We start from the raw sequence: 13,716 nt of genomic DNA, 5'->3' as shown, positions 1-13,716 counted from the left end.
TTCCGGATAAACGCTTTCGCAATAACCTTGAGAGAAAACAGTCTTTAATCCAATGTAATGAAACACCTCTCGCCTGCGACTGATGCCTTTGTCCACATGTGATGCGAAGCGCCGGACTGGCGGATGAGTGTCACGCCCTTGAACCTGGAGCCTGCAGCCCATGACCGACGAGCCCTCCCCCAAGGACGATGCCGCCCTGGCAGCCTCCCCCACCCGCATGGAACGACTGGCGGCGGTCAGGCCCCGCCTGCTCTCCTTCGCCCGACTTCACCTCAGGGACAACGCCCTGGCCGAGGACGCCGTACAGGAGGCGTTGATGGCCGCCATCGAGAAGGACGCCAGCTTCGCCGGACGCTCGGGCTACGAGACCTGGGTCTTCGGTATCCTCAAGTACAAGATCCTCGATGTGATGCGCTTCCAGAAACGTCAGGGCCGCCTGCAGCCCCTGGATGACGAGAGCGACGACGATGCCATCGACCGGCAGTTCCAGGAGAACGGGCGCTGGCAGGACCATGCCCGGCCGGCCAGCTGGGGGGATCCGGACCAGGTCTTCGAGAACGAGCACTTCTGGCAGGTATTCGATGCCTGCATGATCACGCTGCCGGACAACACGGCTAGGGTCTTCTCGCTACGGGAGCTGATGGGGCTCTCCACCGAGGAGATCTGCAGGGAACTCGATATCAGGGAAAACAACTGCTGGGTCATTCTGCATCGCGCCCGCCTGAAGCTGCGAGCCTGCCTGCAGAAGGGCTGGCTGAAGGAGGAAACGGCAAGATGATGGGCCGGCAAGCGCGACTCTCCATGTGGCATCGGCACGTCAACGGGAAAGGCCTCGCCCGGTGTTTTCGGGCGAGGCCTTCCCGGCATCCTGAGTTAACGCAGGTCGGTCTTGAGGTAGTAGCGCTGTGATGTTTCCTTGCGCCCCCCCAGGGTGGAACCATCCACTTGAAGGGTATAGCTCCCTGGCTGAAGGCTCTGATTCAGGACAAAGCCCCTGCCATTGGACTGGGCCCGCGCGACCACTCGGCCACTGCCGTCGACAAGCTCGGCCCGCATCCTTCCGGTGGCCGCCCCCGGGCTCCAGAGGTGGCTGGTCACATGCAGGTGACCAGGATTCTCCACCTCGAAGCGATAGTGGTCGACAATGGGCACCAGGCGGGACGGTGTATTGCCGGACTCCAGGGTGAAGGTATTGTGGCCTGCCATGGCGGAAGCCTGAGTCGCGACCCCCATGGTCAGGGAAGCGGTCAATAAGGCAGTCGAAATGATGGTTGAAGTTTTCATGGTCTTCATCTCCCCGTTGATGTTTTATTACCAGGATCACATTGAATGTGTTCCATGATCCTTGGTGGCAACAACGAGCGATTTCTTACAGGAACCATTAAAAAAACACTGGATTTAAACTACACAATGACCCTGAATATCCAGAAAAAAATCCATGTAAGGAATCCCACCATCTGCCCTACAAAGGGACTCACGGATTGGATTGCAAGGACGACCTTCACGACGCGACCCGCCCATGACTCACAGATCATGCCCACCCGTCACCATTTCACCCCGAGGCCTCGAGAAGCCATGGGGGAAGGAGATAACCAATGATGATGTGCAAGGAGGCGACCCGCCTGATGTCACTCAAGCAGGATCGCCGCTTGACGTTCCAGGAAAGCATTTCGCTGCGCTTTCACCTGACGATGTGCGGTGCCTGCCGGCAGTGCGACCATCAGTTCTCCCTGCTGCATCATCGGGCGGGGAAGCGCTTCGAGGCCGAGTTCGAAGAGATGCCCGGCGGTGACGGCGCCGGCACTGGCGGCTCCGGACGCCGGGAGTAGGACGTGGCAGTCAGTCACCCGCCGCTTCGGCGGCGATGCCCTCCAGGGCTTCCGCCACCCTGTCCAGCGGAAGCTCGCAGTCGCCCAGCGCATGGCGCTCGGCCAGGTAGTGGGGAGAGTTCCACTCCACCAGGGTCTGCTCGCCATCAACGCGGATCACCATCTTCTGGGGCAGGTCCAGAGCCAGGCTGCCCTGGCACTGCATCATGGGCGTACCGACATTGGGGTTGCCGAAGATGAAGGTGCGGGTCGGAGGCAGCGACATCTCGACGCTCTCGGCATTACCGGCATGATCCACCACCGTCACCAGTCGCATGCCGCGCTCCTCGAGTGCCGCTCGCAGCCGCTGATCCACCGCCTCGATCCCGTCGTCGCTCTCACGCTGTTCGATACCATGGTTGCCGGCCTGGGCCAGTCCGCCGGCGGTCAACAGCAAGGCTGTCATCAGCAGGGGTAACTTGCTCATGGGGTCTCTCCTCTCCTCTGGTGTCAGCATTCAGCGTCGTCGACCCTCTCTCGGGTTGCAAGCCAAGCCCCGGCATTCGCTTGCCGACGACGGCGCCAGGTGTCTCGAGATGCGCCACAGTCCCACCGACAGCATCAGTGCCGCTCCCGGGAGCAGCACCGGGGCCAGGCTCGCCACCGTGCCGGCAATCGGCAGGCCGAGCCAGACGAGGATCAGGGGCGCACAGCAGGCCCCACCGGCGAGCAGTGCCGGCAGGCTACCCAGCAGACCGGTGCTGCCGGCACCCGGGCGGCACTGACGCGGGCGGTGCCAGAGCCACCAGCCAGCCACAACGTTCAGCCCCACCAGCAGCCCCATGGAAGCGGCAATCAGGGTATTGAGGAGGCTGAAGGTCCAGACCAGCCCGCCCAGGGCAAGCAACCCAACGGGCTCAAACTGGAACGGGCCCCGACGTTGCCAGACCCTGTCCCAGGCCGGAAACACCGCCTGCCAGCCCCCCGACCCGCCTCCCGACAGGTCTCCCGTCAGCCAGAGGTAGAGCAGCAGGTACGCCACCATGATCACCACCACGGCGGCAAGCGCGGCGGGACGCGAGAGCAACGCCCGGACAAGCGTCCTCATGGTGACGCCGCCCCCTGATAGAGCCGGGTATCGGGATAGAAGGCGGCCCAGGCGAACCACATGGCCTCGAAGCCGTTCACCGGTTCTAGGCGATCGACCCCCGGACCGATGGCACCCTCGGCGGTAAAGTCGAGGCTCGAGGGCCGAATCTCGATACCCTGAGGGTTCCGAAAGGCCCAGCCGGTGTCCAGCCCCGGGTCGTGAATCACCGTGTAGCGCCATCCTCCGAGCGTGACATCGATCACGCCCTCCTCACGCAGCGCCTGTCGGGTGATCGCCAGCGCGCCTTCGGGCCCACGCAGGCCGAAGACTTCGGTCTTGGGCGGGAAACGATCGTCCCTGTGCATCACCGGGAAGAGGCGGCGACTGTCGGGCGCGTAGTACCCGCTGACCGGGTTGTAGCTGCCGTAGGGGTCGCGGCGGTAGTTGCGCACGAAGCCGGTCTGCTCGCTGAGCACCTCGCTGCCGGGATGACGTGCACGCCAGGCCCCCCAGGTGGTCCAGAAGACCCTCAGTTCCTCGAGCCCCTGGCCGGCCAGGGGGCCGTCAATGGCAACCCCCAGGATCTGGGGCCATTCGCTGTCGGTTGCCCGGTCATACATGACCAGGTTGCTGTTGACCAGCTTGCCGGAGACACCCAGCTCGGTCTCGCCGCGCCTGAAGCCCAGTGCGGTTCCCGTCAGGGGACAGTAGGTGATGCTCAGCGCATCCCCTCCAAGTTGGTCGTTGACGATCTCGTGCCACACCAGGATACGCTGGGGATAGGCCCTGGCCTGGCCGCGGTGGTAGACGCCGATGATCTTCTCACCGTCATCCAGCCGCGCCTCCGTGGCCGGCAGGAAACGGGGACGGTCAATGGAGGGAATCCCATCCTTTCCCGGCCCTCCCGAGCGAACGGCCTCACGGAAGGACGCCAGACTGTGGGCCACGGGCACGTCTGGAGGGGATGCGCCCGGAGGTCCGGCCAGCACAGGGGGAGACGATAGCAGAAACAGGGCGGTGCTCAGCGCGGCACCGCGAAACAGGGAGAGTGTCATGGTCACCTCCTTCGAGGTGGTGCCATGCCCAACGCCAGGTTTCCCCGACGCGGGCATGGTTCTTACCTCATCGGCCAGAGGGCTCAGAAGTTGTACTGGGCCGAGAACTGCAGGCGGGTATTCTCCTCGGAGTCTCGGCTCTGGAGCTCCTTCCTGCCGTGGGAGACCTCGAAGCCGAGCATGACCGGCTCCGTCACCCGGTAGAAGTGGCTGAAGTGGATGCTCTCGAGCTTGCGGGTCGACTCGGGGAAGAGATCACCCGGACGATCCCCCCTGGCCTGGCCGTAGGAGAGGCTGGAGCTGAACTTGTCGGTCCAGTTCTGGGCCACGGCCACATTGAAGCCGTAGGCCTCGATGGTCTCGAGGTTGCCGTTGGCATCCACATAGGCCTCGCCGATGCCGCTGCTGCCATCACTGGCCCCGCTTGCCGTATAGAGGTAGCGGCCGATGCCGTCACCGTAGATGGCCCCCGCCATCAGGGTGGTATCAGGTCCCACGCCGACATTGCCGGCCAACATCAGGCCGTAGCCGGTGGCCGAGTCGTTGGCGGCATCGTCGTCCACCTTGAGTCGACGGACCAGACCGGCCGTCTCGATGGTAGCGTTGTCTCCCCCCCAGCGATAGCGTGCGGTCAGGTCAGGCGCCGTGTCGCGGGAACCCTCGAACCCGGTAGCCTCGGGGTTTTCCGCCGAGAACGACAGCGCACTTGCCCCCAGGGGCAAGGTGTAGCGCAGCTGTGCCTGACGAATGAAGCTCACCCCCACCGGGCCATCGAAGTCGACGGTGCTCGGATAGGCGGCGAAGTGCATGAAGTTGCTCCAGGTCTGACCCGCCAGCAGGCCGTTCCACTCACCATAGGCATGCCGCAGGCGGAAGCTGCGCGAGTTGGAGAACACCTCGTTGCCCCCACCGCCGAAGAAGTCCCCCTCGAGATGGGTGGTCGCCGGGCCGAATGCGGTCGGCGTCGATGTCTTGACAAACAGGCGTGACTGGCGCGCGTGTGCGCGGAACGAGGCATTGCTGGAGCCGTCCGAGGTATCGATACCCTCGACGAACAGGCTGTCACCCAGGTCCTGGTCGAGATCGTAGATGGCATCCAGCCTGACATACCCCCCGATCTGCACGGAGGTATCGGTGCCCGGCACCTTGAAACTGCCCGGGGTATCTCCGCCGGTGACCACATTGGATGCCAGCGCTTCTCGGGCCTCGGCCTCCTGCTGCTGTGCCTGGACCTGCTGCTGCTCGAGGCGCTCGATCTGTCGCTGCATCTCCAGCATCTGGGCACGCAGTGCCTCGATGCTGGCATCCTGGGCGAACACTGGCAGGCTCATGCCGGCCAGGGCCATGGCCGCAACACCCGTGGAGAGCCTCAGGGCGTTCGGGAGCTTGTTGTCATGTTGGTGTCCCATTGCCTTTCCCTCTTTGCTGTTATTAATGGCGATCGGTTCGAGTCCATTGTCTGGACAGGGCATGCCGGGTCGCTCAGGCCACCAGGCCGCTTTATTCGGTAGGGAAAGGGACGCTTTTCTTACAGAAAGATGAAGACAGAATGCAGCATATTATCTGTTATGGATAGTCAAAAAAAGGATATAGAAAGGTGTCAGGAATAACACCAGCAACCGACAAAACCGATCACCCCCAGCCGATGGTAACCGCAGAGGATCGACTCGATGACCAAGGACACCCTGCTGACTGGCGTGTTGCTGCTGGCCAGCGCACTACCCGCGACGGCGGCCGACATCAGCTTTTCCCCGGAAGCGATGATGGCCTGGCCGACTCGCTCCTTTGAAGGAGAAACGGAGTACCGAGTCGTCGAGCGGGAAGGCACGCGCGTGCTGCAGGCCAGGTCGAAGGAGCAGGCTTCGGCAAAGTATCTCGAGATGGAGGTGAACCTGGAGCGCACCCCCTATCTCCACTGGTGCTGGCAGGTCTCGGGCATCCACCATGGAGTGGATGAAAGGACCCGGGCCGGAGATGATTATCCGGCCCGGGTCTATGTGGCACGCAAGACGGGCATACTTCCCTGGCAGGTCCAGTCGGTGAACTATGTCTGGGCGTCCGGCCAGCCACAGGGGGCGGACTGGCCCAATGCCTTCACCTCGCGGGCCCATCTGCTGGCACTGCAGAGTGGCGAGTCACGTGTCGGCGAATGGGTAGCGGAAGTCCGCCACGTCGGGGAGGATTTCGCCTCACTCTTCGGTGACCAAGCCGACCGACTCGATGGCGTGGCGCTGATGAGCGATGGTGACAATGCCGGCGTCGATGCCACTGCCTGGTTCTCGAATCTCGGGTTCTCGGCCAGTGACGAGCCACCCGATTGTCCCTGAGATCCCACCGGCATCCATTCGCCTACCTCTGGCGCACCACCTGGCCACACTGGTGACGCCCCACCCAGGTGCTGGGCCGTGACTTCCGCCTGGCATCCAGGGCGAGGCGGTCCTCGTCGCGAAAGGCCATCATCACCAGGCTTGCCGCCAGGATGATCGATGAGGGATAGAACAGCACATTGGTGCCTTCCAGGAACCAGCCCCACGGGTCGATCACCGAGGGGAAGACGGCCAGCAGGGACGCCCCGTTAATCACCAGTTGCAGGGGATAGACCCACCGCCTGGCCAGCCCGATGATCACCAGCAGGCCGATCACCAGCTGAGAAACGCCCCACAGCGGCAGCAGGAACTCGCTAGACAGAAAGCCGGCATAGAAATTGTCGGCGATAGCCAGGCTGTGATCGACATTGACAATCTTGTTCACCCCCCACACCAGCAGCAGACCGCCAAGCGACACCCTGAGCAGCAATAGACCCAGTGCCTTTCTCACTTTCACCTCCATGGTACCTTGGAACGTTTCACGCATTGCCCGGGTGCTTGCGCACCGGCGAGACCCTTTGTCGATGATGGCGGCACAGACTTACAGAGGAAGATGGGCAGCATGGAAGGGGGACAGCGCACCGGACTTCCGGCTCATGCAAACAGCAGATCGCCGTAGCTCCAGTTCCGGGTACCGATGAGTGCCGCTTCGATAAGGGTGCCCCTGGGGGCAGGGAGCTCTCGATGGGTCTCGGATGCCATCCGCGGTTCTCCTCGGAACTCTCCTTAGAACACGGCCTGAGAAAGCTTCGCTACTGCGCGGCGGCCTGGGCCCGTCGTCCGATGGCGTCGAACACGTCATCGAGCTCCCGGCCGATCTCGTCCAATGCCTCACCGCCCTCCTCGAGATAAGGCGCGAGGACATGGCTCGGGGTCTTCCAGGCGAGGGTGGCGCTGCCATCATCGTTCTCCGTGACATAGAAGCGGATCGGCGCCTCGATCATTGCCGGGACACTGAGGCGCAGGGTGCGCACGGCATAGTCGTTGCGAAAGACCCCCACTACACGGTTACCGGGGATCGTCTCACCGCGTCGGGCAGCCGCCTCGGTAGGGCCTGCCTCGGTGACGATGAACATGCCCTCTGCCTCGACCGCTTCACGCAGGGCCTCCAGCAGTTCGGAATAGGTCGATGACACCGGCAGGACCCGCCAACCCTGTTCGGGCCAGCGAGCGTCGGCCGCGGCGTGAGCAGCCAGCAGCAGCACCATCAGCAAGGCCAGCCACCATGAACCCCCCCGTGTCGTGACCATCACGCCCCCTCCGCCATCACCGGCAGGGCTTCCCGCCGCCAGTGGCGCAGGGTCGAGGGGTGAACGCCAAACGACTCGGGAAGTGCCAGGCCAAGCGGCTCGGCCAGCAGGCCGAGGATCGCCATGTGGTGGATGGTGTGGCTGGTCAGGAAAGCCAGCTCACGGGCGAGGCTGGTGGACAGGGCCAGCGGCTCCTCGCCCACAGGATAGGCCAGGGTCAGGGACGCCGGGGGCGTCTGGTCGGCCAGCGCCAGCAGGGCGGCCTGGATGTCGGTGACCCGCTGGGCGGCCCGGGCGGGCCACTGCTCGAGCACCTCGTCACGGCGGCGATGCTCGTAGTCGAGGGACGTTCCGCCGGCCTCGAGGCCGCCGAGCAGGGCATCATAGTGGTCGATGATGTGCCGAACGTGCTTGCCCAGGGTATGGCGGCCGTCCGCGCCGAAGGGCTGTCGGTAGGCGGCAGGAGTCAGGTCATCCAGCAGGCCCTTGAGCTGGGCCAGCGCCATGAGGTTCTCCTCGATGAGCCCCTCCAGCGGGCGGGGTTGTCCTGATGCAGGCTGTGTCATGGCCGGGTTCTCCAGGTTACCGGTGGGGTGACATGAGCGATTCGGGGAAGGCCGGGCCGGCGCCCATGGCGCGCGGACCGGCCCTCGGTCAGTCGCGGGCGAGGCGTCAGTTACCGGCTTCGCCCTCGGCCTCTCCTTCAGCCTCACCCTCGGCTTCGCCTTCCGCTTCAGCCTCGCCCTGGGCTTCACCGGCGCCTTCCGCGCCGCCCTCGGCATGGGCCTCCGCCAGCATCAGCGGGGCTTCCTGGCCGCTGGTGTAGGTCGCCTCGGTGGCCGTGTCGCTGGCCACTGCCTGGAAGGCCGCACCGCTGGCAACCAGCAGCAGCGCCGGAGTCGTGTAGCCCAGCTGGCGACCCAGACGCCCCAGCAGGCTGCGGCGTTTCTCGTCTTGCAATGTCATGGTCATGACCTCCTCGGTGATGCATCTCGCGATGCGATGGACGGCATGTCGCAGCACGCCGTCTTGCAGTGACGCCAGCCTCCTCATCGAGGCTGACTTCCCTTCGGCGACGCCCACCCATGGACGCCACCCTCTGCTCGGTACCATCTTGTCCTGTTTGTCCTGCCAACCTGGCTATCCAGCCCGTCACGCCAATGCCGCAACGGTTGTCACTCCCTCGCCATGGCCGGATCGGCCGGCCGGCGGGCGGCCATGTCTCGTTCGGCCAGCCAGTCGACCAGCGGATCGGCCGCGGACGAGGGATCGATGTCGCCCACGGCAAGGCGTTCCAGCCGGGAGGCCCAGTCGCCGAGGGCGGTCACCCCGTCGGGCATCAGAGGCTCGTCCGGCGACGTGATGCAGCGCGGCAGCAATGCCCCCATGACGTCCAGCACCCCGGCGGGGGCCATCGCCTCCCCCGTTTCGGCGGGCACCAGCACGGCCCGGATTGTCACCCTGCCGGGCGCCGTCGCCGGCGCCTCACCGGCGGGCGTCGCCAGCGGCAGGCCCAGCGGCTCGGCCGCGTCGGGCGCCATCATGGGCAGCCGCAGGCCGCGGGTCAGGGTCCCCCCCGAGGCCGTCAGCCGCTGCAGCCGCTCCCGGCAGGCCTCCTCGTCGGGCAGCAGGCAGAGCACCCCCTCCCCTTCCGGGGTGACCAGCAGGCCGGCATCGATCACCGGTCGACCGGGCCGCGCGGCCTGGCCAACCAGGTGGGCCAGCAGCGCCGGGGCGAGCTGGGACAGCATCAGCCGCGACCTTACCACCGCGTGATCGGCCACCAGGGCGTAGCCGGTCGTCGCAGGCAGCAGGGCCAGGCGCGGAAGCCCGATCGCTGCCACCTCGTCAAGCGGGGAGAGCCGCGCGCCGAACAGCGGCGTCAGCCTGGCCAGGGCAGCGGGGGTGCCAACTTCCAGCGCCCAGCGCCGGCCGTCGTGGTCCAGCTGCAGCAGATGCGGCCGGGCACGGGCCGCCGGCACCGCCTCCGTCGCCGGGGCGTCGCCCAGGGCCGGGCCACGCTGACAGAGCAGGCCATCGCGACACCACTCTCCCAGGGTATGCCAGACGTCGCGTCGCAGGGCCGCCAGGTCCGGGGAGCCCTCCCCCTGGGCGGCGGCCAGGGCCAGCTGATCGACGATGGCATCGGGGTCCAGCCCCTCCGTGGCCAGCAGCCAGATCATCGCCGCCGTGTCGTTGGGCCGATAAAAGCGCCCGCTGCGGGTGTCATGGAGCGCCAGCTGGTCATCGTCCAGCATCTCCGCCACCCGGCGGCGCTGCAGCACCGGCCGCGGCAGGGGCTGGCCCGCCAGGCCCTCGGCCAGCTGCAGGTCGGCCAGGGTCGGCAACGAGAAGAACGGCAGATAGCGGCCGGGGTCGCTGGCCGGCAGCAGGCGCAGGAAGTCACCCGCTCGCGCCTGCTCCGCCCCGGCCTCGGCCACCAGTCGGGCCGAGGCGTCATCGTCGTCTCCCCCGGTCGCCGCGGGCGCGCTGCCGGGGATGTCCAGTAGCGCGATCATGTCTCTCACCAGCCCGCCCTTGACGGCCTCCTCGATCTGCCCGCCGTGCTCCGGGGCGGCGCAGATCCCCAGCGAGGGGCTGAGGTTGCACTCCAGGATCCAGGGCGTGAGGGCGTCATCCACCAGGCAGTCGAGCCCCAGCAGTTCGTAGCAGCCGCGCGGATCGGCCCCCACCTCGGCGGTGCGGCGACGCATGGCATCCACCGCCGAGATGATTGTCAGGGCGACCAGGTCATGGATCCGGGCGAAGAGGCGATCGTCGTCATGCCCCTGGTCACGCAGCCAGGTCCGGTAGCGGTCGAGGTCGATGAACTCCACCGGCACCTCGGCGCGGTCGTTGAGGGCGTTGATGTCCGGGTTGGTCAGCTGGCTGTAGGGGTTGTCGGCATCCTCCGGGTCCCAGGGCTCCGAGGCCAGCTTGGCAAACCCCTGACGGTAGAGATAGACCCGCAGGGGCTCCAGCGAGCTGATCAGCACGTATAGGCGCAGCACATACTTGTGCCCGCGGATGGTATGCGGATTGGCCAGGTACTCCTGCACCATCCAGTCGTGCGCCAGCGGCGCCTCGCCCGCATCGCGCAGCACCCGCACGCCCTTGCCCTTGGAGGCATTGGTGGGCTTGAGGATCCAGCGCTGCTCGGGATTGGCCAGGGCGGCCTCCTGCAGGGCGTGGTAGTCGTGGGGCATCACCCAGGCGTGCGGGAAGAACGCCAGCCGCGAGGCCGCGTCGCTGTCTGACCCGTGGCTCGCCACGATGCGCTCGCGCAGCGTGGAAAGGCTCGCATGGAGCCGGCTCTTGATGGTCAGCGCCGCATTGCCGGGGAAGTGGTTGAGCCGGCGCGCCGGCGAGACCCGCCGGAACTGGGCGGGATCGGGCATGCCGGTGATCCAGCCGGCGTCCCACGCCTGGTCGTCCCCGGCCTCCCAGCCCAGCGGCTCCAGGGCCTCGCGGAAGAACCGGTCCTGCTCGGCGGCCCGGCGGCCACCCAGCCAGAAGCGTCGGGTCGGCGAATGCGGCTCGGTCATGCGGGGGATCTCCTCTCGGCCGTGGCGACCCTCGCGGATCGGGGTCGCCTTTCTGATTCAGTCGTTGCCAGCACAGGGTCCTTACAGCGATAGCAACTTCCGCACGATCTGTCGCGGCCTTGATTTATGGATCGATCGGTACTAAATTACAGGACATGACACGAGGACGCCCCATCGCCTTCAGCCCTGACGAGGCTGCCAGCGCTGCCATGCAGGTCTTCTGGGCCCGAGGCTACGATGCCGCCTCGACCCGGGACCTGCTCGAGGCCATGCATATCTCGCGCAGCAGCCTCTACCAGGCTTTCGGCAACAAGGAGCAGCTCTTCCTCGAGGCCCTGCGTCGCTATCGCGAGGCGCTGATCGGCCGACTGGGTCGACGCCTGGCAGCGGCCCCTTCGGCCATGGCCTTCCTCGAGGCGCTGTTCCGCGAGACGGCCGATGAGGCCGGCAGCGAGCGCGCCGCTCTGGGCTGCCTGATCTTCAATTCCGCCACGGAGCTCGGCCAGCGCGGCGATGCGCCCTCGCACCATGCGCGGCAGAGCCTGGCCGCCATCACGGGCCTCTTCCACCGGGCGGTGGTCCAGGCCCAGCGCGACGGCGACATCGCGCCGGAGCGTGACGCCGAGGCACTGGCCACCTACCTGACGCTGGGGATGGCCGGGCTCAGGACGCTGTTGAAGAGCGGAGCGGACCCTGATCAGGCTCTACAGGCCGTTGCCCTGCTGATCGACGGGCTGCGCCGATGACATATCTCGAAGCAGTTTTTTACCACGTATGTGGACCGATCGTTCCATATATCGTGAACAACACCCACGATCAACTCTCACGCCACAGAAGGAGATACCCCATGGCAGCCGACTATCAGATGCAGCTGGCCCCACAGACCCTCGACACGGCCGACGCCAAGGCAAGGCCGCTGCTCGAGCAGGCCAATGCCAAGCTGGGCTTCGTGCCCAACATGTACGAGGGCATGGCCAAGGCGCCGGGTGTGCTGGACACCTACCTGCACGGCTATGAGCTGTTCCGCAACGATTCGGGGTTCGCGCCGCCCGAGCAGGAGGTGGTCTTCCTGACCATCAGCCGGCTCAACGGCTGCGCCTACTGCATGTCCGCCCACAGCATGCTGGCCGACAAGATGTCCCAGGTCCCGGCTGATGTGCTCGAGGCGATCCGCGGTGGCCAGCCGATCCCCGACGAGCGCCTCGCGGCACTGGCCGAGTTCACCCGGGTGATGTTCGAGACCCGCGGCATGCCGAGCCAGACCGACGTCAAGGCATTCCTGGATGCCGGCTTCGAGGAGCAGCAGGTGCTGCAGATCGTGCTGGCCCTGGCCGTGAAGACGCTCTCCAACTACTCGAACCACGTCAACCACCCGGAAGTGGATGATGCCTTCGCCGGTCACGCCTGGCAGGGCTGAAGCTGTCGCCGGAAGGCGAAACAGGGATAACAGCAGATCTGGATATAACCGAATGTACTAGATGTGTCAGGAAGCATTCTTGGCGAGGGAACGCCATCCCGTTGCAGCATGGTGACCATGCCCCAATCCGGACGAGGAGGATCCCCCATGAGATCCCGACTGATCATCGCCGCCGGCGCCCTGGCCATCGCCGGTCCGGCCCATGCCCTGCATCCTGCGCCGCTGGTCGAGGCCGAGTGGCTCGACCAGCAGCTGGGCAGTGACGGCCTGGTGGTGCTGGACGTGCGCTCGGCCATCGACGATGGCGGCGACCGCGAGAGCTTCGAGGCCGCCCGCATCCCCGGCAGCCGCTACAGCAGCTATACCGATGACGGCTGGCGCGAGACCCGCGATGACGTGGCCGGCCTGATGCCGGACGTCGCCGACCTAGAGGCGCTGATCGGCGGCCTGGGCATCGGCAACGACGACACCGTGGTGGTGGTCGCCGGCGGCACCGGCCCCACCGACTTCGGCAGCGCTGCGAGAATCTACTGGACCTTCAAGGCGCTGGGCCACGACGAGGTGACGATCCTCAACGGCGGCTTCGCCGGCTGGCAGGCCCAGGGCTTCGATGTCGCCTCGGGCACCCCCGGCGCGCCCGAGGCCACGGACTTCTCAGGCTCCCTGCAGGCGCACCTGCTCGCCACCACCGAGGAAGTCGAAGCGGCCCGGGAGGCCGACAAGCCACTGGTGGACGCCCGCCCGCCGGGCTTCTTCACCGGCGAGGCCCAGTCCCCCGCGGCTCGCGCTCCGGGCACCATTCCCGGCGCGGTCAACCTGCCCCATGATGGCGCCCTGGTCGAGCGCGACGGCGCCTACTACCTGGAGCCGGCGCGGCTGAACGCCAATATCGATGCCCTGGGGCTGGATCGCCAGGCGCCCACCGTGGCGTTTTGCAATACCGGCCACTGGGCCGCCAGCGGCTGGTTCCAGCTCAGCGAGATCGGCGGCCTGGAGAACGTCAGCATGTACGACGGCTCCATGGCCGAGTGGACCCGGGACGACGCACGCCCCCTGCAGCTGGCCGACCGCGGCATCGTCACCGTGGGCGAGCTGGCCGACTGACGCCATCCGGCAAGCCTGACTGCCACGCTCCACAGCGCCCCGCTGGCCCCTGGCCGCGGGGCGCTGTGGTGTCGGCGCGGT

General features: G+C 66.3%; 16 protein-coding genes. 6 read left to right on the top strand and 10 right to left on the bottom strand.

The genetic code is table 11. The features are described 5' to 3' along the window. Positions 1–160: 160 nt before the first annotated feature. Complete coding sequence (locus BDK63_RS01530; protein ID WP_246385667.1) at positions 161–778, top strand: sigma-70 family RNA polymerase sigma factor; 618 nt, start codon at positions 161–163, stop codon at positions 776–778. A 95-nt stretch (positions 779–873) separates the two neighbouring features. Here the strand turns inward: BDK63_RS01530 and BDK63_RS01525 are convergent, their stop codons facing one another. Further along, positions 874–1,284 (bottom strand): hypothetical protein, encoded by a 411-nt coding sequence (locus tag BDK63_RS01525; protein WP_183329555.1) that lies wholly within the window; start codon positions 1,282–1,284, stop codon positions 874–876. A 311-nt stretch (positions 1,285–1,595) separates the two neighbouring features. On the opposite strand from BDK63_RS01525, the gene BDK63_RS01520 reads away from it, so the two are divergent. Further along, a complete protein-coding gene (locus BDK63_RS01520; protein WP_183329554.1) occupies positions 1,596–1,829 on the top strand; it encodes a zf-HC2 domain-containing protein in 234 nt (77 codons plus the stop codon). 10 nt (positions 1,830–1,839) lie between these two features. Here BDK63_RS01520 and BDK63_RS01515 read toward each other — a convergent pair whose 3' ends face one another. From BDK63_RS01515 to BDK63_RS01500, 4 genes are all read right to left on the bottom strand, one after another. Further along, on the bottom strand, positions 1,840–2,295 hold the full coding sequence (locus tag BDK63_RS01515) for a DUF302 domain-containing protein (RefSeq protein WP_183329553.1): 456 nt from the start codon (positions 2,293–2,295) through the stop codon (positions 1,840–1,842). Positions 2,296–2,325: 30 nt separating this feature from the next. Further along, positions 2,326–2,916 (bottom strand): hypothetical protein, encoded by a 591-nt coding sequence (locus BDK63_RS01510; RefSeq protein ID WP_183329552.1) that lies wholly within the window; start codon positions 2,914–2,916, stop codon positions 2,326–2,328. Further along, positions 2,913–3,845, bottom strand: coding sequence for a DUF3179 domain-containing (seleno)protein (locus BDK63_RS01505; RefSeq protein ID WP_221202461.1), 933 nt, complete (start codon positions 3,843–3,845; stop codon positions 2,913–2,915). Before BDK63_RS01505 ends, BDK63_RS01510 begins: the two co-directional genes overlap by 4 nt. A 191-nt stretch (positions 3,846–4,036) precedes the next feature. After that, complete coding sequence (locus BDK63_RS01500) at positions 4,037–5,362, bottom strand: DcaP family trimeric outer membrane transporter (protein ID WP_221202459.1); 1,326 nt, start codon at positions 5,360–5,362, stop codon at positions 4,037–4,039. Between the two features lie 261 nt (positions 5,363–5,623). Between BDK63_RS01500 and BDK63_RS01495 the strand changes: the two genes are divergently transcribed. After that, positions 5,624–6,280 (top strand): DUF3047 domain-containing protein, encoded by a 657-nt coding sequence (locus BDK63_RS01495; protein WP_183329550.1) that lies wholly within the window; start codon positions 5,624–5,626, stop codon positions 6,278–6,280. 22 nt (positions 6,281–6,302) lie between these two features. Here BDK63_RS01495 and BDK63_RS01490 read toward each other — a convergent pair whose 3' ends face one another. From BDK63_RS01490 to BDK63_RS01470, 5 genes are all read right to left on the bottom strand, one after another. Further along, positions 6,303–6,770, bottom strand: coding sequence for a DoxX family membrane protein (locus tag BDK63_RS01490; protein WP_183329549.1), 468 nt, complete (start codon positions 6,768–6,770; stop codon positions 6,303–6,305). 301 nt (positions 6,771–7,071) lie between these two features. Continuing rightward, positions 7,072–7,527 carry a DUF302 domain-containing protein gene (locus tag BDK63_RS01485; RefSeq protein WP_246385678.1) on the bottom strand — a complete coding sequence of 152 codons (456 nt, stop codon included), beginning with the start codon at positions 7,525–7,527 and terminating at the stop codon, positions 7,072–7,074. A gap of 41 nt (positions 7,528–7,568) precedes the next feature. Next, positions 7,569–8,135, bottom strand: a complete 567-nt coding sequence (locus BDK63_RS01480) for a DinB family protein (RefSeq protein ID WP_183329547.1) — start codon at positions 8,133–8,135, stop codon at positions 7,569–7,571. 106 nt (positions 8,136–8,241) lie between these two features. Further along, positions 8,242–8,535, bottom strand: coding sequence for a hypothetical protein (locus BDK63_RS01475; RefSeq protein ID WP_183329546.1), 294 nt, complete (start codon positions 8,533–8,535; stop codon positions 8,242–8,244). Between the two features lie 209 nt (positions 8,536–8,744). Next, complete coding sequence (locus tag BDK63_RS01470) at positions 8,745–11,114, bottom strand: amylase (protein ID WP_183329545.1); 2,370 nt, start codon at positions 11,112–11,114, stop codon at positions 8,745–8,747. 155 nt (positions 11,115–11,269) lie between these two features. On the opposite strand from BDK63_RS01470, the gene BDK63_RS01465 reads away from it, so the two are divergent. The 3 genes from BDK63_RS01465 to BDK63_RS01455 all read left to right on the top strand — a co-directional run bounded on the left by BDK63_RS01465 (position 11,270) and on the right by BDK63_RS01455 (position 13,635). Further along, positions 11,270–11,860: a TetR/AcrR family transcriptional regulator gene (locus tag BDK63_RS01465; RefSeq protein WP_183329544.1), complete on the top strand. Its 591-nt coding sequence runs from the start codon at positions 11,270–11,272 to the stop codon at positions 11,858–11,860. Between the two features lie 101 nt (positions 11,861–11,961). Further along, positions 11,962–12,531 (top strand): carboxymuconolactone decarboxylase family protein, encoded by a 570-nt coding sequence (locus tag BDK63_RS01460; protein WP_183329543.1) that lies wholly within the window; start codon positions 11,962–11,964, stop codon positions 12,529–12,531. Positions 12,532–12,678: 147 nt separating this feature from the next. Further along, entirely contained in the window at positions 12,679–13,635 is a 957-nt protein-coding gene (locus tag BDK63_RS01455) for a sulfurtransferase (RefSeq protein ID WP_183329542.1), read from the top strand. The last annotated feature ends 81 nt before the right edge of the window (positions 13,636–13,716 follow it).

The sequence above is a fragment of the Halomonas campaniensis genome (assembly GCF_014193375.1).
GTDB lineage: Bacteria > Pseudomonadota > Gammaproteobacteria > Pseudomonadales > Halomonadaceae > Halomonas > Halomonas campaniensis.
Note: the sequence above shows the minus strand (reverse complement) of the source record. Positions and strands in the feature narration are given on the sequence as shown.